The 26,289-nt window shown below is 39.7% G+C and carries 28 protein-coding genes; 11 read left to right on the top strand and 17 right to left on the bottom strand.

Features of this window, described 5'->3' with window-relative positions; genetic code table 11:
• The first annotated feature begins 38 nt into the window (after nucleotides 1-38).
• Entirely contained in the window at nucleotides 39-731 is a 693-nt protein-coding gene (locus tag QSE00_RS07820; RefSeq protein WP_031444569.1) for a LytR/AlgR family response regulator transcription factor, read from the top strand.
• Nucleotides 732-735: 4 nt separating this feature from the next.
• Here QSE00_RS07820 and priA read toward each other — a convergent pair whose 3' ends face one another.
• From priA to nadC, 4 genes are read right to left on the bottom strand one after another with little or no spacing between them, the layout of a single operon-like run.
• On the bottom strand, nucleotides 736-3,195 hold the full coding sequence (priA, locus tag QSE00_RS07815; protein WP_286105522.1) for a replication restart helicase PriA: 2,460 nt from the start codon (nucleotides 3,193-3,195) through the stop codon (nucleotides 736-738).
• Nucleotides 3,196-3,208: 13 nt separating this feature from the next.
• The gene (locus QSE00_RS07810; RefSeq protein WP_286105521.1) at nucleotides 3,209-3,649 is read right to left on the bottom strand and encodes a DUF2147 domain-containing protein; all 441 of its coding nucleotides are present in this window, start codon (nucleotides 3,647-3,649) and stop codon (nucleotides 3,209-3,211) included.
• On the bottom strand, nucleotides 3,633-4,619 hold the full coding sequence (locus QSE00_RS07805) for a YihY/virulence factor BrkB family protein (protein ID WP_110357771.1): 987 nt from the start codon (nucleotides 4,617-4,619) through the stop codon (nucleotides 3,633-3,635). Before QSE00_RS07805 ends, QSE00_RS07810 begins: the two co-directional genes overlap by 17 nt.
• Nucleotides 4,620-5,477, bottom strand: a complete 858-nt coding sequence (gene nadC / locus QSE00_RS07800; RefSeq protein ID WP_110357770.1) for a carboxylating nicotinate-nucleotide diphosphorylase — start codon at nucleotides 5,475-5,477, stop codon at nucleotides 4,620-4,622.
• 210 nt (nucleotides 5,478-5,687) lie between these two features.
• On the opposite strand from nadC, the gene rlmH reads away from it, so the two are divergent.
• Entirely contained in the window at nucleotides 5,688-6,161 is a 474-nt protein-coding gene (gene rlmH, locus QSE00_RS07795; RefSeq protein WP_110357769.1) for a 23S rRNA (pseudouridine(1915)-N(3))-methyltransferase RlmH, read from the top strand.
• A gap of 159 nt (nucleotides 6,162-6,320) precedes the next feature.
• Here the strand turns inward: rlmH and serA are convergent, their stop codons facing one another.
• The 4 genes from serA to QSE00_RS07775 form a co-directional block, all read right to left on the bottom strand.
• The gene (gene serA, locus QSE00_RS07790) at nucleotides 6,321-8,213 is read right to left on the bottom strand and encodes a phosphoglycerate dehydrogenase (RefSeq protein ID WP_110357768.1); all 1,893 of its coding nucleotides are present in this window, start codon (nucleotides 8,211-8,213) and stop codon (nucleotides 6,321-6,323) included.
• Nucleotides 8,214-8,461: 248 nt separating this feature from the next.
• Nucleotides 8,462-9,163, bottom strand: coding sequence for a DUF3307 domain-containing protein (locus QSE00_RS07785; RefSeq protein WP_286105520.1), 702 nt, complete (start codon nucleotides 9,161-9,163; stop codon nucleotides 8,462-8,464).
• Nucleotides 9,160-9,771, bottom strand: a complete 612-nt coding sequence (locus QSE00_RS07780) for a SatD family protein (protein WP_286105519.1) — start codon at nucleotides 9,769-9,771, stop codon at nucleotides 9,160-9,162. Before QSE00_RS07780 ends, QSE00_RS07785 begins: the two co-directional genes overlap by 4 nt.
• A gap of 83 nt (nucleotides 9,772-9,854) precedes the next feature.
• Nucleotides 9,855-10,307 carry a methyltransferase family protein gene (locus QSE00_RS07775; RefSeq protein ID WP_286105518.1) on the bottom strand — a complete coding sequence of 151 codons (453 nt, stop codon included), beginning with the start codon at nucleotides 10,305-10,307 and terminating at the stop codon, nucleotides 9,855-9,857.
• Between the two features lie 110 nt (nucleotides 10,308-10,417).
• Here QSE00_RS07775 and QSE00_RS07770 point away from each other — a divergent pair, with 110 nt between their 5' ends.
• The 5 genes from QSE00_RS07770 to QSE00_RS07750 all read left to right on the top strand — a co-directional run bounded on the left by QSE00_RS07770 (nucleotide 10,418) and on the right by QSE00_RS07750 (nucleotide 16,043).
• On the top strand, nucleotides 10,418-11,008 hold the full coding sequence (locus QSE00_RS07770) for a non-canonical purine NTP diphosphatase (protein WP_110357764.1): 591 nt from the start codon (nucleotides 10,418-10,420) through the stop codon (nucleotides 11,006-11,008).
• The gene (locus tag QSE00_RS07765; RefSeq protein ID WP_286105517.1) at nucleotides 10,995-11,639 is read left to right on the top strand and encodes a DUF4337 domain-containing protein; all 645 of its coding nucleotides are present in this window, start codon (nucleotides 10,995-10,997) and stop codon (nucleotides 11,637-11,639) included. Before QSE00_RS07770 ends, QSE00_RS07765 begins: the two co-directional genes overlap by 14 nt.
• A gap of 160 nt (nucleotides 11,640-11,799) precedes the next feature.
• Entirely contained in the window at nucleotides 11,800-13,593 is a 1,794-nt protein-coding gene (locus tag QSE00_RS07760) for a DEAD/DEAH box helicase (RefSeq protein ID WP_110357762.1), read from the top strand.
• Nucleotides 13,594-13,670: 77 nt separating this feature from the next.
• Nucleotides 13,671-14,450: a carboxypeptidase-like regulatory domain-containing protein gene (locus QSE00_RS07755; protein WP_286105516.1), complete on the top strand. Its 780-nt coding sequence runs from the start codon at nucleotides 13,671-13,673 to the stop codon at nucleotides 14,448-14,450.
• Between the two features lie 777 nt (nucleotides 14,451-15,227).
• The gene (locus QSE00_RS07750) at nucleotides 15,228-16,043 is read left to right on the top strand and encodes a metallophosphoesterase (protein ID WP_286105515.1); all 816 of its coding nucleotides are present in this window, start codon (nucleotides 15,228-15,230) and stop codon (nucleotides 16,041-16,043) included.
• 3 nt (nucleotides 16,044-16,046) lie between these two features.
• Here the strand turns inward: QSE00_RS07750 and QSE00_RS07745 are convergent, their stop codons facing one another.
• From QSE00_RS07745 to QSE00_RS07735, 3 genes are read right to left on the bottom strand one after another with little or no spacing between them, the layout of a single operon-like run.
• The gene (locus tag QSE00_RS07745; RefSeq protein ID WP_286105514.1) at nucleotides 16,047-16,424 is read right to left on the bottom strand and encodes a VOC family protein; all 378 of its coding nucleotides are present in this window, start codon (nucleotides 16,422-16,424) and stop codon (nucleotides 16,047-16,049) included.
• A gap of 7 nt (nucleotides 16,425-16,431) precedes the next feature.
• A complete protein-coding gene (locus QSE00_RS07740) occupies nucleotides 16,432-16,959 on the bottom strand; it encodes an SRPBCC family protein (RefSeq protein ID WP_286105512.1) in 528 nt (175 codons plus the stop codon).
• Between the two features lie 45 nt (nucleotides 16,960-17,004).
• Nucleotides 17,005-17,661 (bottom strand): TrmH family RNA methyltransferase, encoded by a 657-nt coding sequence (locus tag QSE00_RS07735; protein WP_286105511.1) that lies wholly within the window; start codon nucleotides 17,659-17,661, stop codon nucleotides 17,005-17,007.
• Between the two features lie 61 nt (nucleotides 17,662-17,722).
• Between QSE00_RS07735 and QSE00_RS07730 the strand changes: the two genes are divergently transcribed.
• From QSE00_RS07730 to purB, 3 genes are all read left to right on the top strand, one after another.
• On the top strand, nucleotides 17,723-18,415 hold the full coding sequence (locus QSE00_RS07730) for an SIR2 family NAD-dependent protein deacylase (RefSeq protein WP_286105510.1): 693 nt from the start codon (nucleotides 17,723-17,725) through the stop codon (nucleotides 18,413-18,415).
• A gap of 262 nt (nucleotides 18,416-18,677) precedes the next feature.
• On the top strand, nucleotides 18,678-19,238 hold the full coding sequence (locus QSE00_RS07725) for an adenylosuccinate lyase (RefSeq protein WP_286105509.1): 561 nt from the start codon (nucleotides 18,678-18,680) through the stop codon (nucleotides 19,236-19,238).
• Nucleotides 19,239-19,343: 105 nt separating this feature from the next.
• Nucleotides 19,344-20,687 (top strand): adenylosuccinate lyase, encoded by a 1,344-nt coding sequence (purB, locus tag QSE00_RS07720; RefSeq protein ID WP_110357753.1) that lies wholly within the window; start codon nucleotides 19,344-19,346, stop codon nucleotides 20,685-20,687.
• Nucleotides 20,688-20,784: 97 nt separating this feature from the next.
• On the opposite strand, the gene QSE00_RS07715 is transcribed toward purB, so the two are convergent.
• Nucleotides 20,785-21,600 (bottom strand): mechanosensitive ion channel family protein, encoded by an 816-nt coding sequence (locus QSE00_RS07715; protein ID WP_110357752.1) that lies wholly within the window; start codon nucleotides 21,598-21,600, stop codon nucleotides 20,785-20,787.
• A 225-nt stretch (nucleotides 21,601-21,825) separates the two neighbouring features.
• Between QSE00_RS07715 and QSE00_RS07710 the strand changes: the two genes are divergently transcribed.
• The gene (locus tag QSE00_RS07710) at nucleotides 21,826-22,434 is read left to right on the top strand and encodes a hypothetical protein (RefSeq protein ID WP_459076835.1); all 609 of its coding nucleotides are present in this window, start codon (nucleotides 21,826-21,828) and stop codon (nucleotides 22,432-22,434) included.
• Here QSE00_RS07710 and QSE00_RS07705 read toward each other — a convergent pair.
• The 5 genes from QSE00_RS07705 to QSE00_RS07685 form a co-directional block, all read right to left on the bottom strand.
• On the bottom strand, nucleotides 22,431-23,972 hold the full coding sequence (locus QSE00_RS07705; protein WP_286105508.1) for a GH3 family acyl-acid amido synthetase: 1,542 nt from the start codon (nucleotides 23,970-23,972) through the stop codon (nucleotides 22,431-22,433). The two genes, QSE00_RS07710 and QSE00_RS07705, sit on opposite strands and share 4 nt — an antisense overlap.
• A gap of 180 nt (nucleotides 23,973-24,152) precedes the next feature.
• Nucleotides 24,153-24,698: a DUF4252 domain-containing protein gene (locus QSE00_RS07700; RefSeq protein ID WP_110357750.1), complete on the bottom strand. Its 546-nt coding sequence runs from the start codon at nucleotides 24,696-24,698 to the stop codon at nucleotides 24,153-24,155.
• Nucleotides 24,699-24,765: 67 nt separating this feature from the next.
• On the bottom strand, nucleotides 24,766-25,314 hold the full coding sequence (locus QSE00_RS07695; RefSeq protein ID WP_110357784.1) for a DUF4252 domain-containing protein: 549 nt from the start codon (nucleotides 25,312-25,314) through the stop codon (nucleotides 24,766-24,768).
• A gap of 10 nt (nucleotides 25,315-25,324) precedes the next feature.
• Nucleotides 25,325-25,747, bottom strand: a complete 423-nt coding sequence (locus tag QSE00_RS07690) for a hypothetical protein (RefSeq protein WP_110357749.1) — start codon at nucleotides 25,745-25,747, stop codon at nucleotides 25,325-25,327.
• Nucleotides 25,734-26,243, bottom strand: coding sequence for an RNA polymerase sigma factor (locus QSE00_RS07685; protein ID WP_110357748.1), 510 nt, complete (start codon nucleotides 26,241-26,243; stop codon nucleotides 25,734-25,736). Before QSE00_RS07685 ends, QSE00_RS07690 begins: the two co-directional genes overlap by 14 nt.
• Between the last annotated feature and the right edge of the window lie 46 nt (nucleotides 26,244-26,289).

The following is a 26,289-nucleotide window of genomic DNA, read 5'->3' as shown; positions in this document are numbered from 1 at the left end:
TACTTTGTCGATGATTTAACCCCACAAATCAACCATTTATGAAATTAAGAAGCATTATCGTGGACGACTCGTCCATGCAGCGGATGGCAGTTGCCAAACTGGTAAATAACCATCCGAATCTGGCTTTGGTAGCTGAGTACAGTAATGCCATTGAAGCTAAGAACGGCATCAAGAACAACGAAATAGATTTAATTTTCCTAGATGTAGAGATGCCCATTATCACTGGATTCGACCTATTGGAGTCCCTAGATAACAGCCCTCAGGTAATTTTGATCACTGGAAAACCGGATTATGCCCTTAAGGCATTTGATTACGATGTAACGGATTACCTTCACAAGCCTATTACCTTATCCCGGTTTGACGCTTCCGTTAAGCGGGCCGTGGCAAAATACGAACAAATCAATAAGGTAACGGAAGACGAAGAACACATCTTTGTTAAGAGCAACCTGAAGAAAAGAAAGGTTATTTTAAATGAGATAAAATGGATAGAAGCCTTGGGCGACTACATAAAACTAGTTACAGATGAGGCCAATATCGTAATTTTATCAACAATGAAATCTTTTGAAAAACAGTTGCCGGAAGATAAGTTTTTGAGAATTCACAAGTCCTATATTGTCAACTTGGAGAAAGTAGAGAAGTTTAACAGTAAAAATGTAGAAGTTAGTGGAAAACAAATACCTCTAAGTAGAAATAAGAAAACTGAATTGGCAGAGGCCCTAAATAATTTTTAGATAATTATATGTGATCTACATTGTAGATTACCCTAATACCTCTGTAGTAGGAAATAGCATTAAAGGATTTTTCAATTCTTTTAATGCTATTTTTTGTTTTTACCAAAGAGTATTTTCCCCCAATCTTGATTACAACATTCTTTATATACTGATTTCGGATTCTTGCCACAGGCGGGTATTCCGGCCCCAAAACACTTGCTCCAAAACTATTTCTCAGCGATTTGGCAAACCATTCCGCGGCCTCGTTAAGTTTATTGTAATCCTTATGTTTAAAGGTGATTTTTATAATCCTATTTATGGGGGGGTATTTATACTGTTCCCTTTCATAAATCTGCTCTTGGAACATCCCATTATAATCTCCTGTGGTTACCTGCTGCAATATCCTATGGTTGGGGTTATAGCTCTGGATAATCACCTTCCCCCTCTTCTTGGTCCTCCCTGCCCTTCCTGCCACTTGGGTCAATAATTGGAAGCTTCTTTCATGGGCCTTAAAATCAGGAAAATTCAACAGGGAATCCGCGTTCATTATTCCCACCAAATTTACATTCCTAAAGTCGAGCCCCTTGGTCAACATTTGGGTGCCCACCAGAATATCGATTTCCTGTTGCTCAAATGAGGTGATTATCTTTTCGTAACCATGCTTGCCCCTGGTGGTATCCAGGTCCATTCTCCCAACATTGGCTTTTGGGAACAAAGTATTTAGCTCCTGCTCCACCTGTTCGGTCCCAAAACCTTTGGTATCCAAAGTGGCATTCCCACAAGCTTGGCAAATTTCCTGAAGGGCAATATGATAGCTACAATAGTGACAACGCAATTGTTTTCTATGCTGATGATAGGTTAAACTTACATCGCAATTAGGACATTGGGGGGCATGCCCACAGGTGGTACATTCCATAATTGGAGCAAATCCCCGTCTATTTTGAAAGAGAATAACCTGCTCTCCATTGTCCAAGGTCTCTGTAATGCCCTCCAGAAGTCGCTCCGAAAAATGTCCCTTCATCCTTTTTTTACGGGACTGCTCCTTAATATCTACCAATTCCATATCCGGCATTAGTACATTGCCGTATCTTCTTTCTATTTGCGCATAGCCATACTTGCCAACCTTTACATTATAAAAACTTTCCACACTAGGCGTAGCCGATCCCAAGAGAATATTGCTCCCGTGCAAATTACCCAAAACTATGGCGGCATCCCTTGCATGATATCGAGGTGCCGGGTCATACTGCTTAAAAGAGCTTTCGTGCTCTTCATCCACAAGAACCAATCCCAAATCCTTAAATGGTAAAAACAGGGCCGACCTGGCCCCTATAACAATTTGTGCCACCGGCTTGTTTTGCAGGACATTGTTCCAGACTTCCACCCTTTCCTGCACATTGTACTTGGAATGGTACACGGCCACTTTTTCCCCAAAATAGACCTGCAATCTGGAAATCAATTGGGTGGTAAGGGCTATTTCCGGTAGAAGGTAAAGGGCTTGCTTTCCTTGGCTTAAAAATTCTTCGATAAGCTTAACATAGACCTCCGTTTTCCCCGAAGAGGTAACTCCGTGAAGAAGGACTACCTTGCCGTCTTCAAAGGAGCTTTTTATATCCTTGAGAGCACCCTTTTGATAGTCGTTCAAAGACTTTAAGGTTTCGGTTTCTTCATCCCCCCCATACACCACCCTATCGGTCTGAACAAAATGTTCTTCCAAAATACCTTTATCTATCAAGGCCTTAACAATGGCACTGGAACTATTACTAGCCTTTTCCAAGTCGCTCACTTTTACGGGCTTTTTGGTTACAGCCTGTAATTGAAACAATGACAAAACCACTTGGCTCTGTTTAGGGGCTCGGGTTAAACTATTCAACAAGGCTTCCAAATGCTCTTCGGACCTATGGTTTTTCCCAAGTTGAACATATCGTACCAATTTGGGTTTATACTGCTCATACATCTCTTCCTTGAGAAAGATGATATTCTTATGAAGCAACCTATTTAAAACCGGGATTATATTCTTTTTGTCCAGAATATCACTTATTTCCTGAACCCTCAGAATTGATTGATGCTGCAAGGCCTCAAACACCATAAATTCATCATCGGGCAAATCGCTTTCCTCTATCTCCACCCTATCGTTCCTCAAAATCAAGGTTTCACTTTCCAGTAGCAGGGCACTTGGTACGGCCGAGCGAAAAACTTCCCCGATGGAACACATATAATATTGGGCCAGCCATTGCCAGAACCTAAGTTGGATAGTGGTCACAATGGGATAATCGTCCAAAATTTGATCTATCTCCTTTGCTTCGTATACGGTGGGAGCTGTGTTGTGGATCTCGAACACCAGGGCTGTGTAAATTTTGGACTTTCCAAAGGGTACGGCCACCCTCATTCCCGGATTTAATACTTCGGCCTCTTCCTTGGTAACCTTATAGGTAAAGAGCTTTTCTATAGGTATGGGTAAAATAACATTGATAAAATCCTGCTGCATAGTCCCAAAAGTTCTATCCTTCCACCCTTATCCATGTCTGGGTGCGGTAGATAAAAGCCAAATACCCCCTAACCTTTAATTCATCCGGATTGTCGGGGTTTAGCCACAATTTGCATCTAAAGGCCATGGCCTGTTCGGGATCGAACAGGGTTTTGCCCTTCCATTCCCCATTACCAATGTGTTCCACATCTTCAATTATTTTCATTCCAACTATTGGCTGGTTCTTTTTGTCTCCGTCACATTTTACACAAACGGCATTTTCCTTACCTTCTTCCAAGATCTCCACCACATGACCGTACATAAGCCCATCTTCTTCATAGATACTAATAATTGCCTTGGGATTACCTGTCCTATCATCGATGGTCTTCCATTTTCCAAAGATGCTCTGGCCGGAAGTGGACAAAGAAAAAAGCATAAAAACACCCCATATTGCCCATTTATTCCTTTCCATCATGTTTTTCATATTTTTTCCTTAAAGAATTTAATGAGGCATTCAGTTCAAACCCCAACAGCAAGATATTGGAATTTAACCAAATAAATACCAATAAAATCAATAAACCACCCAAAGCACCATATAATTCGTTATATCTGGCAAATTTTTCAACATATACCCCGAACAAATAGGAAGTAAGGATAAAAAGTAAGGTTGTCATTAATGCCCCGGCCGAAAAAAATCTGGCCTGTCTTCCTTCCTTGGTTCCAAAAAAGTATAAAATAGCCGTTATAAAATAGGCCAACACTCCTAAAAATAAAAATTTTCCCCATTGCACCAAAAGAAATTCACTTTCATCCACCTCCAATTCCACTCCCGTATGTGTTATATCATATAAACCGATAAGCACATATGCCTCAAAATAAACAAATATGACCGCACCTATCAATAGTAGTATGGACAGCATCAAGCCAACCATCAGGGCATAGACATACTGCTTAAACATACTGCGGTTGAGATTTACATGGTAGGAGTTTTCAAACCCTACAAAAATTGCATTCACCCCATTGGCCATTAAAAAAATTGAGGTTATAAATGCGATTGCGGAAGACAGGACATCCCCCCTCTCCTGCTCACTGATCTGCAGGTATATTTCACTAAAATAATCACCCGTTGCCCTTGGCAAAAATGATTCCAAAAATATTAGAAATTCCGTGTCAAAATTTGAATTCCCCACAGAAACATAGGGAATTATAAAAGGAATTAGGGTAACCAAAAATATTAACAATGGAAATAGGGCCAAGAACAAACTGAAGGAAATGGAGCTCGCTCTGGTAGACAAAGCCCCCTTTACGATCCCCATCACATACATTTCCATAAGATCATAAAATGAAAGTCCCTCAAAGGCCGGCAACTTAAACCTTTTCATAAGGCCCACTACCCAATTTACTATGGGGATCTTCTCCAGTTTTCTTTCAATTTCCTGGGACATTTACACGGCTTTAAGACTGAGGTCCATATTGTATATGGAATGCGTCAATGCCCCGGAAGAGATATAATTTACACCGCATTCCGCGTATTTCCGTATGGTGTCCCCATTAATGCCTCCAGAAGATTCCGTGAGGCATTTATCCCCTATCATATTTACTGCTATCCGCGTATCCCCAAAGCTAAAGTTATCCAACAAAATTCTATAAATGCCATTGGATTGCAGGATCACCTCAACTTCTTTTAGGTTTCTAGCCTCCACGATAATTTTTAGATCCAATTTTTTTTCGGCCAGATATTGCTGTGTTTTTTCAATGGCCTTAGTGATACCTCCGGCAAAATCGATATGGTTATCCTTTAACATTACCATATCATAAAGCGCAAATCTATGATTTTCACCCCCACCTATCTTTACTGCCCATTTTTCCAGGGCCCTTATTCCCGGGGTGGTCTTACGGGTATCCAAGATTTTGGTATCGGTGCCTTCCAAAAGCTTTACAAAATAATTGGTCTTTGTGGCAATTGCGCTCATTCTTTGCATACCATTGAGCACCAATCTCTCCGCCTTTAAAATACTTTGCGAACTTCCTGTCACATAAAAAACAATGTCTCCAAAGTTAACCGAGGCTCCATCATTGATAAGAACTTCCACGTCTAAATTCCTGTCAACATATTGGAAGACCTTTTTGGCAAAATCCACTCCGGCAATTATACCCTTATCCTTGACCAATAATTTTGCTTTTCCGGTTGCTGTGGCAGGAATACAGGCCAATGAACTGTGATCTCCATCACCCACATCTTCCCGTATGGCATTCTTGATAATTAAATCGAGTTCTGTCTTAAATTGTTCTTCTGAAATCATGGAATACTTTTACCTTGCTAATTTAGTAAAATGTTTGTCCAATTCCACCTACTTTGATATTTCATTAAATGGCAAACGTTCCAAATAAAACAGCTCCCCAAGGTAATTTGAAACCTATTGCCCCCATCCTCACTTCAATTCTTCCTATAATTGTCCCATACCAAAACAAGCTTCTTTTTGGAATTTGAAATATGCACCTTACATTTGCCTATGACCATTAAATTATTAGTACTGGGAAAAACAGATAGTGCTCAATTAACCCAATTGATCGAGGAATATCAAAATAGGTTAAAACACTATATAAAATTTGAGTTGGAAATAATCCCCGACATCAAGAATACCAAAAACCTTTCGGAAAAGCAACAAAAGGAGAAGGAGGGCGAAGCCATTTTAAATAAGCTCAACCCTACGGATCGGTTAGTCCTGCTTGACGAAAACGGTAAGCAGAAAACCTCTGTGGAATTCTCGGGATACCTACAAAAAAACATGAATTCGGGCCTAAAGCAGCTGGTATTCGTCATTGGCGGGCCTTATGGTTTTAGCGAGGCCGTATATCAAAAAAGTCAAGGCAAGATAAGTTTATCAAAAATGACCTTTTCACATCAAATGGTTCGATTGTTTATGGTGGAACAACTTTATAGGGCTTTTACCATCCTAAGGAACGAACCCTACCACCATCACTAGCAAAAGGCATAAAAAAACAAAACACCTGCCTAATCAGGAAATTCCTTCCGTTTCCTGCTAAATACTATGGAGCCTAATTATTTTTTCATCAAAAGGCATAAAAAAACTGCCTAAAAACAAATTTCAGGCAGATTTAAAGTTGTGATTTCCAGTTCTATTCTAATATAAAACCCTAAACTTAATCGTATTGTCTATTTTCTTAAGGGCCTTTAAAACATCCTTGTTGTATTCTTTATCCAAATCCGAAATTACATACCCCACCTCGTTATCCGTAGACAGGTACTGTCCTGAAATATTCATATCATAACGGGCCAAAACTTCGTTGATCTTCGCCATAACCCCTGGAACATTCTTATGGATATGTAAAAAACGATGTGCATTATTCTGTTTTGGCAGCCTAATATTTGGAAAGTTTACGGCATCTACGGTATTCCCTGAATTGATATAGTCCATTATTTTATGGGGAACAAAATCGGCAATATCGCGCTGTGCTTCCTCTGTACTACCACCAATATGTGGAGTTAAAATAACGTTCTCCAAACCTTTCAGCTCCGTTAAAAACTCCCCGTTACTTCTGGGTTCCTCTGGAAAAACATCTATGGCAGCTCCTGCGATCTTTCCACTTTTCAGGGCATTGGCCAGTGCTTCAATGTCCACCACAAAACCTCTGGATAGATTTATAAAAAGGGCACCATCTTTCATTTGGTTAATTTCCCTTTCCCCTATAAAATTCTTATTGGCCTTGTTATCGTCTATGTGCAAGGTTACTACATCGGAAACATTTAACAAATCCTCCAAGGTATTGCACTTGGTGGCATTGCCCAGTGCCAACTGATCCCCCACATCGTAATAGTAAACACGCATTCCCAAGGCCTCGGCCAATACCGAAAGTTGTTTTCCAATATTGCCATAACCTACAATACCGATATTTTTACCACGTACCTCTTTTGAATTGGCTGCAGTTTTATTCCATTGCCCGGCGTGGATTTCAGTACTACGAGGAAAAATACTCCTCATTAGCATAATGATCTCACCAATAGCCAGTTCCACAACGGACCGTGTATTGCTATATGGGGCATTGAATGCCACAACTCCCTTTTTCTTGCAGGCCTCCAAGTCTATTTGGGTAGTACCTATACAAAAGGCACCTACCACCATTAATTTGTCTGCCGCAGCCAACACATTTTTGGTGACTTGTGTCTTGGAACGTATTCCTAGAACGTGTACTCCTTTTATTTTTTCGATCAGCTCTTCTTCCGTTAAACTATGCTTTAACAGCTCCACGGAAAACCCCTCCTCAGAAAGGGTATTGAAAGCATTTTGATGGATATTTTCCAACAATAGGATCTTTATTCTATTCTTCGGGTAGGATATCTTTCTTGGCAACTTGTTCACAAATAAAAATTCATCTAAATTAGGTGTAATATAGTCTGCGTTTCTCGCAGCCTTTTCTCTATGCACATTCTCGGTATAGGCAAAAAACTTATCCGCTATACCGGCTTCGCGCATTACATAGTCACTGTAACCATCTCCAATCACCTGTACTTCCCCTTGTAAATCCAAGTTTTTCAAACAGGCAATTTTTCCGTTGTGGGAGGCCAATACATTGTTCTCGTCAAATCCAATTATCCTCCCATTGTCGTCAAATCGAAATGTGTTGGCATACACCCTATCCGCAGGAATGTTGTATTCGGCGACTATGGGATCTATAAACTCTTTAAAACCACAGGAAATTACATAAATATCATCGGCATAATTCTGAAAAAATTCCTTGTTGGATTCAATGGACTTGGATATCTTTTGGCGAAGCAATTGTACCAAATTCTCCAAATCGTCCTTGTGCGCATTCAGTAGATTAATTCTTTTTTCCAAGGATTGGGTAAAAGAAATATCCCCATCAATCCCCAAATTGGTTATTTTTTGGATTTCCCGAATAATATCGTCCTTATCCGATCTTCCATTTAGCGTAATTTCCGCCAAAACATCCAACGCCTCCACTCTTGTCAGCGTACTATCAAAATCAAACACATATTTTCTGCCTACCGCAACCATTGAATCTGAATTTTAAGGGGCAAAAGTATGAATAAATTTTGTCCAACTTCCTATTCTTGTCTAGAAAAGTAATCGAGACTTGAATATTCACCTCCATATGTGGGAAATTGATTTTTTTACCCCTATAAAATTAAGAAATTGATAAAAATCTCCCTGCACCTATGCCCGTGGACAATTTTAGAATCCGTCAATTATCCTTCTTGAAATTAAACGGTCTATCAATATCCATCCGTTGATCAAATCTACCTTCAGCGAACCCCGAGAAAAATTAATCCGGCCAATATGGCCAATCCAAAACTCATCAAGGTACCGATCAATATATATTCCGTGAGCTTCCTTGAGTTGCTTTCCTTAAGGTCGTTGAATCTAAAAACAGATTTAGCGGTAATCAATAAACCAATTGCCTCCCATCTACCTACAATTATAAAGATCAACACAAACATTCGTTCTATAATTCCAATATACTTACCCGCATTTGGAAGCGACTTATGATCCAATTCTATCCTGTGCGACATACCTTCCAACAATTTGGCCATAATAATGGAAGAGGGATAAGTTACAAATACAACCGCGGTAACCAACTGCCAATTTAATTCCTTTAAAAGACCCAAGGTGTGCCCCATTAAATCAGAATTATACGCACAGCAGTACAAAACAATCAAATGCAATACCTGGTCTATAAAAAAAGGAATGGATTTATTCTTAAAATAAGGGTTGGCATATATTTTTGAAAGGTCTATAAAATAATGTGATATGCCTATTACCAAAACCCACCTCCATAATTTTAAATCCCACAATAACAACATGGTGATCATAACATGTACCAATATATGGAGGTATAGATATTTGGATGCTATTTTATTCGCCTCTTTGTGCACCACCCATTTAGTGGGTTGAAACAAAAAATCGCCCAGAAGGTGGGCCAACAAAAGTTTAGTAAAAAATATCATGCCTTAATATGCTTTAAATTATCATTGTAATACGCCAGTAAATCCAACACCAAATCCATCCTTGCCCGTTTTAATCGCTGGCTTACGGCTGATTGTCTTATCTTCAATTGATCCGCAACCTCTTGTTGGGACGCCTCAGGTTTTGCCAGGGTTAAACTTACCATTTGTGCCGAAACGGTAGACCAATCATCCATAAAGTTCAATGCTAGTTTCAACATAAGGTTCAAAGTATCGTCCTTATCGGCTTGGCCTGTTACTATGGCCAAATTAAGCTTTTGTTCCTTTAAGGTTTCAAAAATCCTACCGGAGCGTTGGTAGGCCGTTCCGTTGGACTGACTTACACTGCTGCCCACAAACGTTTCGGACCCCAGTCCTATCCCCATTCTTACATCCAAATTCTTGATCGATTTAATGAGGGCCTTGATCTGAATGGCCATGGACAAGGCTCTTTCCGGCGTTGTTCTTATTTGAAATTCATCGCCCCTATAAATCTCCCAATCGCTGGGCGTTTTCCCCTGAAGACCAAGGTATGACTTTAAAATATCCATCCATTCCGAAGCCGCATAACGGTCAGAATTAATGATATCCCCTGTAATTATAGCTACCATATATAAGTTAAAATGCTAATATATTAAAATATAAGCTAATTAACTAATATTTATACTTATAAGTTAAATAGATTATAAAAAGATTAAAACCAACGACGAACCATTACACAATACTTTTGATACTCCTTCCCGAACATGTTCGTCAAGGCCTCCTCCTCCGGTATGATCTGAAAGGAATTCATATAGTAGACAAATCCGGCTGCCAATAGTGTGTTAAAAGCATTCCCCAGATACAGTCCCCAAGCCAAAAGCAGCAGCAATAGTGCCAAATACATAGGGTTCCTTGAATATTTATAGAGACCACTGCTAACCAATTTGGTTACTTTGGAAGGAGTACGGGGGTCAATGCTGGTATTTGAACTAAAAAACTGCCACAATGAAATCGCTCCAATCAAGAATGCAAGAAAAAAAAGTAAATACATTAAATAATTTCTACCAAAAAAATCAAAATAACCAACAGGTAAATAGGCTGCCAACAGGTACATAAACAACCCAAACACAATAGTGATGACAAGGGGCGGAATTTTTAACTTCATAGCATATAATAAAATGATAAGAAAATAAAATTACTACTTTTAAACATTTAAAATTAATTTGCCCCTTAAGATTATCAAACCCGAACAGAAAAATAATAAAACCTAGAATAATGCAATTGGTATTTGCCACACACAACCCCAACAAACTAAAAGAAGTGCAAATCTTATTTCCCAAGGAAATACAGCTCCTCTCTTTAAAGGATATTGGCTGCATGGATGAGATTCCCGAAACCGCAAACGATTTGGAGGGCAATGCAACCATTAAGGCCAATTTTGTCACAGACAATTACGGTTACCCCTGTTTCGCAGACGATACCGGACTTTTGGTGGACGCTTTGGATGGGGCGCCAGGGGTATATTCCGCAAGGTATGCCGGCGAACAAAAGAATGCTGATGATAATATGGACAAATTATTGCTCCAATTGCATAAACACCCCAACAGATCTGCGCATTTTAAAACCGTTATTGCCCTTAACCTTAACAATGAGCAACTGCTTTTCAAAGGAATTGTCCAAGGGGAAATAACAACCGAAAAAAAAGGCGAAAAAGGTTTTGGATACGACCCCATTTTTAGACCCAACGGATATAACAAAACTTTTGCCGAATTACCAATTTCGGTCAAAAACACAATAAGCCACAGAGCCAAAGCAATAGAACAATTATTAGCATTTTTCAAAAACCAACCCCATGTCAACAAATAAAATTGAAGAAACACCCACAACAACCCCTAGATTATTGGAGCGTACCGAGACCGTTGGAGGAATAATGATTGCGGTATTTGCTGCCTTATTGGCCATAGCGGAACTTGTTAACAATAACCTGGAAGAGGAGATGATGATTGCCCACAGCCAATTCGTAAACTATTCCAATTGGTACCAATCCAAAAGTATAAAACAAAGTTTAAAGGAAGGTGAGCTGGATTATTTAAATGCCTTGACGGAAACAGGGATAATACCCGATGATAAAATAAAAAATATTAAGTCCAAAATAGCCCAGACCAAAAGCATGGTACTAAAATACGAAGCGGAAAAAACTGAAATTCTGGTAGGATCATCCAATGTACCAAGAGAATATTGGGCACAAGACCTTGATGGGGAAATGGGCAAAATTATAGGAATAAACGAATGGGAAAAACTTACCCAGGATTACGAAACCGCGACCAAAAAATTCGACTTGGGAAAATTGTTGTTTCAAATTTGCATCGTACTGGGTGCAGTTTGCATAATAATTCGCGATAACAAAAAACTACAGAAAAACTTCATCCTGCTTATGATGGTATTTGGCACCATTGGAATTCTAATTTCGGCATACGGTTTTATCCTTGCCCCATAAAACCGCTTTCAAAATAAAATATTTTAATTAAAAAATAAGCAGTACCTTTGCCGCTTCAATTAACGCCGCTAGTATAGCATGTGTTGCGCTGAGTCTAAATAGGTTATAAAGAATAATCGCTCTATGCAACATACATATTTGCGATTATTTAAAACATATTATGACAAAATTTGAAGCATTGGGGCTAAAACAGTCCCTATTAAATGCTATTTCTGATTTGGGATTTGAATCACCCTCAGAAGTACAAGAAAAAGCAATTCCCATCTTATTGGAGAGTGAAACCGATTTGGTTGCCCTAGCCCAAACAGGCACAGGTAAAACTGCAGCATTTGGATTCCCACTAATTCAGAAAATACATAGCGATAGTAGGACTACACAGGGTTTGATCCTTTCCCCGACAAGGGAACTTTGCTTGCAGATCACCAATGAACTACAGCTTTACTCCAAGTATGAAAAAGGGGTTAATGTTGTAGCCATATATGGCGGTGCCAGTATTACGGACCAGGCCAGACAAATAAAAAGGGGTGCCCAGATTGTGGTAGCTACCCCAGGTAGAATGAAGGACATGATTGGTCGTGGTTTGGTGGATATCTCCAAAATCGATTACTGCGTTCTGGATGAAGCCGATGAAATGTTGAATATGGGCTTTATGGAGGATATCAAAGATATTCTTTCCAACACTCCGAAGGAAAAATCCACTTGGTTGTTTTCCGCAACCATGCCCAGAGAGGTATCTGTGATTGCCAAAAAATTCATGCACAGTCCTCAAGAAATCACGGTAGGAACAAAAAATTCAGGAGCAACTACCGTACAACATGAGTACTATGTAGTAGGTGGTCGAGATCGTTATCCTGCACTAAAAAGGCTTGCCGATACCAACCCGGATATATTCTCGGTCATATTTTGTAGAACAAAAAGGGACACACAAAAGGTGGCTGAAAAGTTGATCGAGGATGGGTACAATGCCGGTGCACTGCACGGGGATCTAAGTCAGAACCAGAGAGATTTGGTAATGAACTCCTTCCGTAAGAAACAAATACAAATGTTGGTTGCTACGGACGTAGCGGCACGTGGTATAGACGTTGATGATATTACCCACGTTATCAACTATCAATTACCAGATGAAATAGAGACCTATACACACCGAAGTGGACGTACTGGAAGGGCTGGTAAATCAGGGATTTCCATGGTTATTGTTACCAGAAGCGAACTTAGGAAAATCAAGGCCATCGAAAATAAAATTCAACAGGATTTTATTTCCAAAAAAATTCCTACAGGAATGGAAATTTGTGAAATACAGCTTTACCATTTGGCCAATAAAATAAAGGACACCAAGGTTAACGAGGAAGTAGACAATTATTTGCCTGCGATAAATGATGTACTACAAGGTATAGACCGTGAAGAACTTATAAAAAAGATAATTTCGGTAGAATTTACGCGTTTCTTTAATTATTACAACAAAACCAAAGACCTGAATACCTCAGATTCTGGTGATCGTGCAGAAAGAGGAAGATCTAGGGATGGTGATAGCCGTGTCCCAGCTGACGGAAACGTTAGATATTTCATCAATGTTGGCGAAAAGGATGGTTATGACTGGATGTCTTTAAAGGATTTCCTAAGAGATACCGTTAATTTGGGCAAGGACGATATTTTTAAAGTTGATGTAAAGGATAGTTTCTCTTTCTTCAATACCGATGCAGCCGCTACCGAAGCTATTTTAAAAACCTTCACGGAATTTAAGGTCGATGGCAGATTTGTCAATGTTGAAGTATCAAAAAACCCAGGTGGAGGCGGAGGTCGCGGAAGACGGGACAGGAGTAGAAGTGGCGGAGGCCGTGATTCTAGGGATAATGATCGCAACAAGGGAAGAAGAAGAGACAGAAGTGCGGCCAAAGGAAGCCCCTCTAGTAGTTCTGGAAAAAGAAGAACTAAGAGAAAAAGTGATTTCTTTTAGTTAATTGTATATTAAAAAAATACGCTTCGGCGTATTTTTTTAGTTAGTTTACCAATTATAAACATGGATTTTATTTAATGAAAAATTATTTCTTGCCCCTGCTCCTCCTAATTGTCTCTTTTGGATATTCCCAGGACGACCAAAAGGATGAAGGTGTAAAACTATTAAAAGCGGTGGTTCTAAATGCCCAAACCGACCAACCAATGGAAAGTGTCCATGTCGTAAACCTTAACGAAGTGGTGGGTACAATTACCAATGAAAAAGGAGAATTCAATATTCCTGCCAAGGTCAATGACACCCTTTATATTACTTTTTTAGGGTTTAAATCCCAAAAAGTGAGGGTTACCAATGATATGTTCAAATTTAAAGAGACTAAAATTTCCCTTACCGAATTGGCATACGCCTTGGAAGAAGTTATAGTTAGGCCCTACTCCCTTACAGGTTACTTGGAAATAGACGTAAAGAACTTACCCCTGAACAACGCCTTTCAATATAGTATTTCTGGTTTGTCCGTTGGCTATGAGGCCGGAAGCAAGAATCCAAGTGCCGTTACCAAAGTGTTGGGAGCCATACTGAACCCCGCGGATTTGTTGAGAAATTTATTCGGGAAGAAACCCAACCAAATGCGCAAATTACGACAAATGAAGGAGGACGATCAAATTAGGGATCTTTTGGCCTCGAAATTCGATAGGGAAACCTTGACAGAGCTGTTGCAATTGGAAAAGGTGGATATTGAGGACATACTTAATAATTGCAATTACTCCAAATCCTTTATTACTACGGCCAATGACCTGCAAATATTGGACGCCATAAGCAGCTGCTACGAAGAATATAAGGTCCTAAACAGGAAAAGGTAAGCCTTGCCTGACCCTTGGAATTTCTTTAAATCTACGCACTTTCCACGGCCCCGCCGTCCAGGCCGCTTTCACTTGGGTGAAATGCTCTATGGACGCCTACCTGAAACCAATGTGGAAACTACTTGATTTAATACGAAATCGAAGATTCACGAAAACCTATAAAAAACCTGTCTGCCGAAGGCAGGCAATAATAACCACTTAAGTAAATTGAAAATAGGCCGGTCCTTAGGTTGCGTCAACCTTCATGTGGGGATAAGTCATTTACCGTTATTAAAAACCTTTGGCATTGCCCTCAAGGTCTATGGTTTGGTCGTTCTTCTTCCGTCGTGGAGATGGCATGGCCGTTAAGAATTATTGAAACCTTGGAAATAATTTAGGCCATGGCATCGATCCTTAAAATCCAGAGATTTTAGCTATAAGCAAAATAGCTGCTAATTAAAAAGGGGATGCACCTTGCTGTGCTTTTGATTTTTTCCCTTCTACTTTAACGAGAATAAAATTAAAGAGGACAAAGAAGCCGGCCCCGATATGGACCTGCCCCACAAAAGTCAATTGAAATCGCCTTTTTATGAAAAGCCGCCAACATTTATTTTCTACTTGCCGATCGTTTTAAGGTTGGAATTGGCTAGGAATGAAGGGACAAGATTAATAACACATTTCTTCTCCCAACCTATAAATTATGCCCAATTAACTTTTTTACAAGACAATTTCTAAAAATGTTTCCTAATTTCGTACACTTCCTTTTTAATGCCAAAATGTGTATCCAACAGATATTAAATGAAATTGAATAGAAGACATTTTATCCTAAAATTGATTTTAGGGTCCGTTGGTTTTGCTACTATTGATTCTTACTGGCTGGAAACCAATTTTATAGAGTGGACGGAGCACGATATTTCTGAAACGGAATCCAACAAAATCAAAGCCATTCATCTAACCGACCTTCATTTACACGATATAAAATGGGTTCATAAAACCATTGCCAGGCGAATCAACAAGGAACGGCCAGAGGTCATATTCTTTACAGGTGATTCCATAGAGCGGGACAAATATATGGCGATTTTAGAGGATTTTTTAGGCTTATTGAATGCCTATATTCCAAAAATAGCCATTTTAGGCAATAAGGAATCTTCAGGAAGAATCGACATACAAAAACTAAAGGACCTATTTAGGGATCACAATGGTATTTTGCTGATCAACGAACCATACGTACTCAAAACCAAAAAAAGGGAAATTAACATTATCGGATTGGACGATTTGGTCCATGGCAATCCGGATTTTAGAAAATCCATAGAAAAAATAGACAAATCATTGCCCGTTATAGTCCTTAATCATTGTCCCGCTTATAGGGAGCAAATAGACCTCATTAGTATAGAACATAAAATTAATCCGAAACTAATACTTTCAGGACACACACATGGGGGGCAAGTAACCTTTTTTGGAATACCACTCATTACACCCTACGGTAGCGGGGACTATGTTAAGGGATGGTACAATAACGGAATTTCTAATATGTACGTTTCCAAAGGAATCGGCACCACTGTAATTCCACTGCGATTTGGAGCCCGGGCAGAGGCAAGTATTTTTTACATCTAATTACTAAAGTTGCGAATGTAGCGCAATTCTGTTGCCTTCAGTATCCTTTAACAGGGCCATAAACCCATGGCCTTCCCCTATTTCTTTCTTAGCCTGCAAAACAGTCCCCCCAGCGCCCTCCACTCTACCCAACTCAAGGGATAAATCTTTACATGAAAAATACAATACGGGACCCTTGGTGTCACTTGGGATATACGAACCATGCTGTACCAAGGAACCCATAGCTCCAGATTTTCCGGGTGCAGACGGAAACCAGCCCATTCTTAACCCGTCCAAGTCGTGGACAGAAATAGCAATATCAAATACCGCTTCATAAAACTTTTTGGCACGCTCCATGTCAATTACCGGAACTTCAAACCAGCCAACCATATTACTTTCCATAACCGGGTTATTTTTCCATAATGGATTTTAAGTTACGAAGTCCCTCCTCAAAATCCTTACCAACAGCCTTGTCCATACTCATAAACAACATCATGATAGACATGGGAAACTTGTTCTCTCCCTTAAAGCCCCAGGTAACCTTGGTTTTTCCATCTCCCGATTCCGTTAGATCCAAATAACTAATGGAGGTAGACCTAAAAGGTTTCATAAATCGAAGCTCCCCTTCGACTCTTTCGCCCTCAATTATCTTTTTGATTTCCTGTTCACCTTCACCTACCTCCTTGTTGCCGTTCCAATAACTTACCGCCCCTACCTCGCCATCAATACCGGTGAATTTTTTTTCCATATTAGGGTCTTTTTTGGCCCAAGGGGACCATTCCTGCTGTTTTTTCAAATATTTAACATTCTCAAAAACTTGGGCCTTAGGTTTTGAAATTTCTATAGATCTGGAAACATCATAACTTTTAGGAGCCAGTAATGCAAGAACGGTAATCAAAATAACCACCCCTATGATTATATAAAGCAATATTGCCATGAGCTTTTATTTATTGGTTAGTGCTGTTTAAATATACTAAAAATATCATTTTGTCCCATGAAATCTGGCCAAAACATCATCCAAACTCCGAACTGATTTCTTGGTCCAATCCAATCTTTTTTCCAGTTTCTCTTCTTCGGTCAACTTCCAATCTATGTTCCCTTTGCGCAATTGACTTGTTAGGGTGTGTAAAATTATTGCGGCAGAAACAGAGATATTTAAACTTTCGGTAAACCCTACCATGGGTATTTTTAGGAAAGAATCAGCTTTTTGCAATACCTCCTCACTCAAGCCATCCCGTTCTGTTCCAAAAAATAATGCTGTCTTTCCATCCAAATTAAAATTCGTAAGTGAACAATCATCCCTGTGGGGGGTAGTAGCTACAATTTTATACCCTTGACGCCTCAAGGTGTCAATACAATCCGTCGTGCTATTGTATCTTCTTAAATCCACCCATTGCTGGGCCCCCATGGCAATATCCTTATCAAGTCGTTTACCGAACCTACTTTCAATGAGATGGGCCTGCTGCACCCCAAAAATATCACAGCTCCTCACAACGGCACTGGTGTTGTGCATCTGGAAAACATCCTCTATTGCTACGGTTATATAATTTGTACGATCTTCCAAAATTTTCAGGAAACGGGCTTTCCGCTCAGGGGTTATAAAATCTTCCAAATAATGAAGCAACTGGTAATCGACCATAATTCTAGGGTATTAAAAAAGAAAACGTTTAATTTTACAAATATTACTATATTCTAGCACAATGAAAAAAATAGTGGTGTTAACAGGTGCAGGGGTCAGTGCGGAAAGTGGCATTAACACTTTTAGGGATTCCGATGGATTGTGGGAAGGTCATGATGTAATGGAAGTGGCAACACCCCAAGGTTTTGGGGATAATCCCGAATTGGTCCTCAATTTTTACAACGAGAGAAGAAGACAGTTGCTCAAAGTCGCCCCCAATATGGCCCATAAAGCTTTGGCGCGCCTGGAAGACCATTTTGACGTAAGCATAATTACCCAAAATGTGGATGACCTACACGAACGAGCTGGAAGCTCCAAGGTCATTCATTTGCACGGAGAGTTATTAAAGGCTAGGTGCAGCCATAATCCCAATCACATAATTGACTGGAAAACCGATATCCAACTTGGCGATCTTTCAGAAAATGGAAAACAGTTGCGCCCCCATATCGTGTGGTTTGGAGAGGAAGTGCCACTATTGGGAAAAGCGGCCAATATCACCCAATCTGCCCATATTTTAATCATCATCGGTACCTCCATGCAAGTATATCCAGCAGCTAGTTTAATCCATTATGTAACCAGGGCCACCCCCATTTATTTTATAGACCCAAAACCCAATATTAGTCGGACCGATTTTAAACAACTCACTATAATACAGGCCAGTGCCGTAACCGGAGTACCCCAATTGGTATCGGATTTGATCGGCGAAAAGCATTGAACTTCCTTTGTTATCCCAGGTACATAAAACTTGGACTATGTAGTCAACGGCAACTTCTTTTTTCCATTTAGCTTCCCCAATTAAACCTGGCAAGGTGCCCGGCAAAAGATCTACTTCAATCCATGCCCCATCACAAGCATTTCCAAGGGGATAGCTTTCTATAAGAGCCTAATAAAATAAGTAGGCTGCGAATTGACCCATGATTTATTTATATTTATTCCCTTATACAAAATTTGGAATCTGTTAATATCAAAGTGTATCCGTGACCTATTTAGAACTCTATAACGCCCTCAACTACGTTGATCATTCCAGGACCAAAAGAAGGGATATGTCCAACCTTGTAGTGAGCCAACCTTCCAACATTGCAACCCTTATGAAAGTTGCCTTTCAAGTAGATGATCCCGTTTCCTGTAAAGCCTGCTGGATTTTGGAATTTACCGCCAAGGAACACTTGGCTTACCTCCTTCCGAGCATGGATACTTTTGTCCGTAATATTGGTTCGGTGCATTTGGATCCGGCAGTTAGGCCCATTGCCAAAATCTGCGAGATCTTAATGAAATCCTACTTTCAAACAAAGGACCACACAACCCGTAACGCACTTAATGAAGAACACTTGGAAAATATAACTTCCGCTTGTTTCGACTGGCTTATAGGGGACCATAAAGTGGCGGCCCAGGCATATTCCATGACCAGCTTATTGTTATTGGGCAGAAAGTTCAACTGGATCCATCCGGAATTGCGAATGATACTGGAACAGAACTATCAAAATGGCAGTGCGGCTTATAAGGCAAGGGCTAGGCTGACCTTGGCGAAACTGAAGTAAGTAAGAACCTTGGTACAAATAACAGAACAATCTTCCGCTTAACTTTTAAACTCCTTAACTTATAGCTATCTTTGCCCTTTTCCAAAATCAATCAAATAGCACGAGATGTCATTAAACAAATTAAACGCCATATCCCCTATTGATGGCAGATACAGAAACAAAATAGATTCCCTTGCCTCATATTTTTCAGAGGAGGCTCTTATAAAATATAGGGTGCGCGTAGAAATTGAATATTTTATATCACTTTGCGAAATTCCCCTTCCCCAGCTTTCAAATTTTGACAAATCAAAATTTAATGATTTACGTAAAATTTATAACGATTTTAGTTCGGAGGATGCCATTGCCATAAAGGAGATTGAAAAGGTAACCAACCACGATGTAAAGGCTGTTGAATACTTTATAAAAAAGGAGTTCGACAAATTGGGCTTGGAGTCACATAAGGAATTCATCCACTTTGGACTTACCTCGCAGGACATAAACAACACTGCTATTCCCCTTTCCATTAAAGAAGCCATGAACGAGGTTTATGTTCCCCAGTATTTGGAGGTATTGAACAAGTTAACGGCCCTGGTCAAGGAATGGGAAGCCGTTCCAATGTTGGCAAGGACGCACGGCCAGCCAGCATCCCCAACCCGTTTAGGAAAAGAGATAGAGGTATTTACCGTGCGTTTGGAAGAACAATTCAATCTGCTCAACGATATACCAAGTGCTGCCAAATTTGGGGGAGCAACAGGGAACTATAATGCCCACAAGGTTGCCTACCCACAAATTGATTGGAGAAGTTTTGGACAAAAATTTGTGCAAGAAAAGCTCGGTCTGCACCACTCCTTCCCTACTACACAGATAGAACATTACGACCATATGGCTGCCCTGTTCGACTGCCTAAAGAGGATCAATACAATTATAATAGATTTGGACCGGGATTTTTGGACCTATGTTTCCATGGACTATTTTAAACAGAAAATAAAAGCTGGCGAAGTGGGGTCGTCCGCTATGCCCCATAAGGTAAACCCTATCGATTTTGAAAACTCCGAAGGCAATTTGGGAATTGCCAATGCCATTTTTGAGCATTTATCCGCCAAACTTCCTGTTTCCAGGTTGCAAAGGGATTTAACGGACAGTACGGTACTCAGAAACGTTGGCGTACCTTTTGGCCATACACTTATAGCCTTTCAATCCACTTTAAAGGGATTGGATAAACTACTATTGAATAAGGAGAAATTTGAGCAGGACCTTGAAAATAATTGGGCGGTAGTGGCAGAAGCCATTCAAACCATCCTTAGGCGAGAGGCCTACCCCAATCCTTATGAAGCCCTGAAAGGATTAACCAGGACCAATGAGAAAATTACACAAAAATCCATTTCAAATTTTATAGATACTTTGGAAACGACGGAAGCAATAAAATCTGAATTGAAGCAAATTACCCCGAGTAATTATACGGGTATTTAAAAAAGCACTCAATTATAATAGGCTTACATGAAGCAATCCAGGGTATGATCTATATGCCCTGGATTACTTTTTTATCCATACTTCAAAGGAACAGACCCTACCCCTTCTTTTGTATTTCTACCTGATGGGGATATGGTATTTCGATACCTGCCTTATCAAGGGCCAATTTGCAGGATTCCAAGGTTCCAAAATACACCGACCAATAATCTTCTGGTAGACAAAAGGGACGTACGGCAAAATTCACGGAGCTATCCGCCAACTCGGAAACGTTAACCGATGGCGCCGGGTCTTTCAACACCTTGGGATTGGATTCCAATACGGCCAATAGTACCTCCTTGGCCTTCTTAATATCCTCATCATATCCAATACCAATGGTAGTATCCACCCTCATCTTACCTTCGGCCGTGTAATTGATGATATTGCCATTGGCCATGGCTCCATTGGGCACAATGGCAAGTTTATTTTGAGGTGTTATAAGTTTCGTGGTGAAGATTTCAATCTCCTTTACTGCACCTAATACGCCCTGTGCCTCTATTAAATCCCCAATCTTATAAGGTTTGAATATCATGATCAAAACCCCACCAGCAAAATTGGACAATGAGCCCTGTAGGGCAAGGCCAACTGCCAAACCGGCTGCAGCGATCACAGCGGCGAAAGTAGTTATGTTTATCCCTAACTGACCAATAACCACTAAGATTAAAAATATTTTCAGGATCCATGACACCATACTAAGTAAAAAACGCTGTAGGGATTCATCATATTTACTCTTGTACATGACCTTTCTAGTACCTCCGATAATCCTTTTAATAACCCATAATCCGATAATGAAGATTAAGAATGCCGTGAGCACCTTAGGTCCAAACTCTTTTGCCAATTCTATTCCGTAATTAAGCCATTCTTCTGCCTTTTCCATGATTGTATATTGTTAGTGTTCATAATATCACGAAGATAACATAAGTTTTATAATAGGTTAACTGCACCAAGGATTTGGAACTTTTAATCAATTAGATCCAGGCTCCCACCCCAAGACAAGCCATTATAAAAGGGAATGGTTCTTCTAAAATTGTAGAAGTATTAAATTTTAGGTTAAATTTTATACATGGAATGCTATTTGTCAATATTTATGTTATACTATAACATGAATAAATTTAATAGGAAATCGGTAATCTACATTATGGCTATTTCAGCCTCCTTGTTTATGAATGCACAACATAAAATTCCAAATTCGATTGAAAATGAAGCCTTAAAGGCACTGTCTTTTTATCCGGAACTATCAGAATGTAATATTGAAATTCGTTTTAAAAGAAATATCAAGAAATCGACCATGCAGGCCAGACCCACCTTTCAAAGTTTCTTCAAGAAACGGAGCAAAAGGAACTATGTAATATTGATCAGTGAAACTTTTAAGATTTCGGATAAAGAATTTACAACAAAGGATATCCCGTCCAATATTCTAATTGGTTGGATCGGCCATGAATTGGGACACATTATGGACTATCAAAATAGGACTAAGACCAATTTGGTTTCATTTGGGGTAAAATACCTCTTTTCCGATCGATTTATAATAGAGGCCGAACGTGCGGCGGACACCTATGCTGTTGCCCACGGTATGGAGAAATATATACTAGAAACCAAGAATTTTATTTTGAACCACTCAGATATAGCCGCCTCCTATAAGGATCGAATTAAAAAGTATTACCTATCCCCGGAAGAGATCATGATTTTGGCAGAAGAACGTAGCCGCTAGATCCCATGGGAGACTTTGGTGCGCACAAATTGTTCCCAGTCGGCAAATTTTTCTTCCTTCATTACCCGCTCCATTTTGACCTGACCACCTTTCTTTTTGTTCTTCCCATTCCAGTCGTAAAAAAAATCAGGAGAAACTACCTTAACCTTCACCCCTCTTAGGGATTTGCCCCTAGCTACCTTATAATTTTTGTTGGCCCCCATCAAAAACTTATCCAATGACTTTGACAGAGATTCGCAATCAGGATTTTCCATATCGGAACCCAAATACCAACAATGGTAGAACTCGCCATCATCAAAACGTTTGGCACAAATGGTATATTCAGGTATCTTGGTAGAATACGCATCTTCCAAATGTCCCATAGCATCATCCATTTTGTTAACGGTGAGCTGCGATCCAACCGTATTTAAGAAAAATTTTGTCCGTCCAGTAATTTGTATTTCGGCTTTCTCCAAATTTGTAAACCTAATGGTATCACCAATTAAATAACGCCATGCCCCGCTAACCGTGCTTATAACCAGAACATAATCCTTATCCAATTCCACTTCGTTTAAGGTAATGGAAGGGGCATTCCCCGTCAGGGACCCATCTTCCTGAATATATTCCGGTTTAAAGGGAACAAACTCGAAATAGATCCCATTATTGGTTATCAACTGCATGGCCGTGGTTTCTGGCCTTGTCTGGCAGGCAATAAATCCTTCGGAAGCCAAATAGGTATCTATGACTGTAATAGGGTGCCCCAAAAGAGAATTGAAACTTTTTTTATAGGGTTTAAAGGCTACCCCACCCGAAGTATACACCATCAGGTTGGGCCAAATTTCATGGATGTTTTTTAGGCCATGGTGTGCAATAACTTTTTGGAGCATTAATTCTATCCATGAAGGTATCCCGCTCAAAGCACCAATATCCCAATCACCGGCGCGTTCAGCGATACGCTCCACCCTTTTGTCCCAGTCTTCAATTTTTGCGATTTCCTCCCCTGGTTTATAGTAACTTCTGAACCAGTCAGGAATGTTTCCTGCACTTATACCACTTATTTCTCCTTCCAAATGTTCATTTCTTTCCTCCAAATTGGTAGAACTGCCCAACATCATAATTTCCTTTTCGAAAAAATCGGCAGGTAAATCAAAATTACTCAAAGCAAAGACTTGCTTAAGTCCGGCGGCCCTTATGGACTCGATCATATCGTCCGTAACAGGTATCCGCTTGCTCTTTTTTCCGGTTGTTCCGGAACTTAGGGCAAAATAAGATGGCTTGCCGGGCCAGGTAACATTCTCATGGCCTTCTTGTAATTTATGCCACCATTCCCTATTTATTTTTGAATAATCGAAATAAGGTATTTTTTCGGCAAATTTCCTGGGAAGGTCCCGAGAATCCAGGATGGTCCCAAAATCATAATAATTCCCGAAGTCGGTATTTCGGGCAATATTCAAAATATTTTGAAGGACCTCTTGTTGTTCTTCCCAATGATCCCTTTCAGAAGAGAACGTTTCCTTTAGGTGAATTGCACCTTTAATAATGTTGCCTAGGATTGCCATAGGGGATATATTGGATTTTTAATGTCTTCGGCAGCAACTTTTATAATAAATCAGCTGATTATTAAAGTTCCTGAGCAAAGGCTGATTTAACACAAATATCCCTAATCTCGTTACAAGACATTATTTCTAAACAGAGAATGTTTAACCCATTCCATACATAGCATTCCGCTAGGCACTGCTTTACCCCTTCAAAAAATTTCCTATTTCTCCCAATCCTTCCCCTTTATAATCCGATTTTTCCACAGCTTTCATAAATTGGACCAATTTGGCAGGGTTCATATTTTTGCCCAATACCCGTACCAGCATAAAACCCTTATCCTCGCTGTCTCCATAGATGATAACCTCATCAATGGCATCATCATCACCTAAATATCTTACCGAAGCTTTCCCGTATTTGGTGTTCATTTTCATTAGCTCTGTAAATTTGCCATTCTTTAGAATGGCCGTAATATTGGCTTTCTCTTTTTGAAACTCAATAAGGTTATCCTTGGTTATTTTAAACGCCAGAATATTTAATTTTTTTAATGACGCAAGAGCTTCCCTTTGGTCTTCCGTTAAATCGGTTTTCTCCATATTCAACAAGCTTACCGGTAGATCTACCGATAAAAAATTTGGATTATCCGCATTGTCCACATAATATTCCTGAAGACTTTGTGTGGACGAACATGCAGACAATGTGAAGATCAGCAACATTGCCCCGGTGAATTTCCCAACTTTTGTTTTCATTTTCTGTATGATTAAGTGTTGATCGGTAAGGGCAATGGTCCAATAAATGGATCATTGCCCCCAACCACTATTTCTTGTTCTTACCAGCCTTATTTAGCTCGGTAGGCAAATTCATCTTTTGGGTCAAAGATCCAATCTTGTTTAGATCGATATCCCCGGTCAGCGATAGCAATACCGTTTCAAATTTTCTATTATTAATTTCCAGGTCCGTATTATTAATCCCGGTGACAAACATGAGCAACTCACTTACATGATCCTCATCCTTCCCGCTCTTGATATAAAACTTTACGTTGGCATCCTTATCCTTAACCCTCATAAGTTCCTGTAATGACGACGATTTCAGATATTTTTCCATGGTAACCTGCATGTCCGCAGAAATCTTTTTATCCTCGGTAATAAAAACCTTCAGATTTTTCAGGTTTTGGGCAATATCCATAAAATCCTGAGCCTCTTTGTCATCGACCTCTACGTTTATCTTGCTCAACAATTTGAACATGCTTTCATTGACCACTACAGCGCTCACATTGTCCAGATCTTCAAATTTATCGAACATGGACTGTGAAAAACCTATTAGGGGCAAAACGGTAACTAATGCTATTATGATAATCTTTTTCATTTTTTTTGATTTAATTTTTGTTGTAAATTTTTTGTTTTGTTTCTTCAAATTCCCTTAAATATGCTACTTTCTCGGTTCCCTTACCAAGATTGGCGGCCAAAAGGCTCAATGCCTTTTTGGTTTCCTGATAGGCGTATTCGGCTTCTCGCTGTTCTTGATAGCTTCTTCCAAAATAAATACCAAATATCAAAATGCCTACAGCCGCAACGGAAATCCACTTCATATAACTTTTTTTTCTAGGTTTTAGTGGAACCTGTCTAGTAAACTTCTCTTCTTTGGCTATTGAAAAATACTGAAACATTGGGGCATATTTTTTTAAGTGCAACGGAACTTCTTCCTTTGTAAAATACTCCCTCAACATTTCTTCTTCAGCAACCGTAGCAGTTGCGTCAAAATATCTTTCCAATAATTTTTCTATATTATTTAATTCCATAATTGTGCTTTTGAACTAATTTTTCCCTCACTGTTTTTCGCGCTCTGGATAAAGTGACCCTAACTGCCGTTGCACTCAAACCCAATAGTTCGGCTATTTCCTCAAATTCATACTGCTCCACATCCCTTAGCTGTAGTACCATTTTTTGCTGTTCCGGCAATTCCTCCATGATTCTTTCTACCCAACCTAGACTATCGCTTACCTCAACCTGGTTCTGCAATGAAACATTTTCATCCCTATAATTGCTATGCACCAGTTTTAAGTTCCCGGCCTGTTTGGATTTGAGTCGGTCCAAACAAAAATTCTTTGTCATCATCATGGCATAGGCCTCCACATTGTTATAACCCTCCATCATACTATTTTTGGACCATAGCTTCATTAGGATTTCTTGTGTGGCATCCTCTGCTTCTTCCTTAGAGACCAATAAACGCTTGGCCAATCTATAAAGCTTATCCTTAAATGGCAAAACCACATTTAAAAACTCCGTTTGTTGCATTTTGGTTTAGTTGTTTTATAATCCTGATCAACAGGCTTACAATAGC

Source organism: Arenibacter flavimaris, from assembly GCF_030291335.1.
Lineage (GTDB): Bacteria > Bacteroidota > Bacteroidia > Flavobacteriales > Flavobacteriaceae > Arenibacter.
Note: the sequence above shows the minus strand (reverse complement) of the source record. Positions and strands in the feature narration are given on the sequence as shown.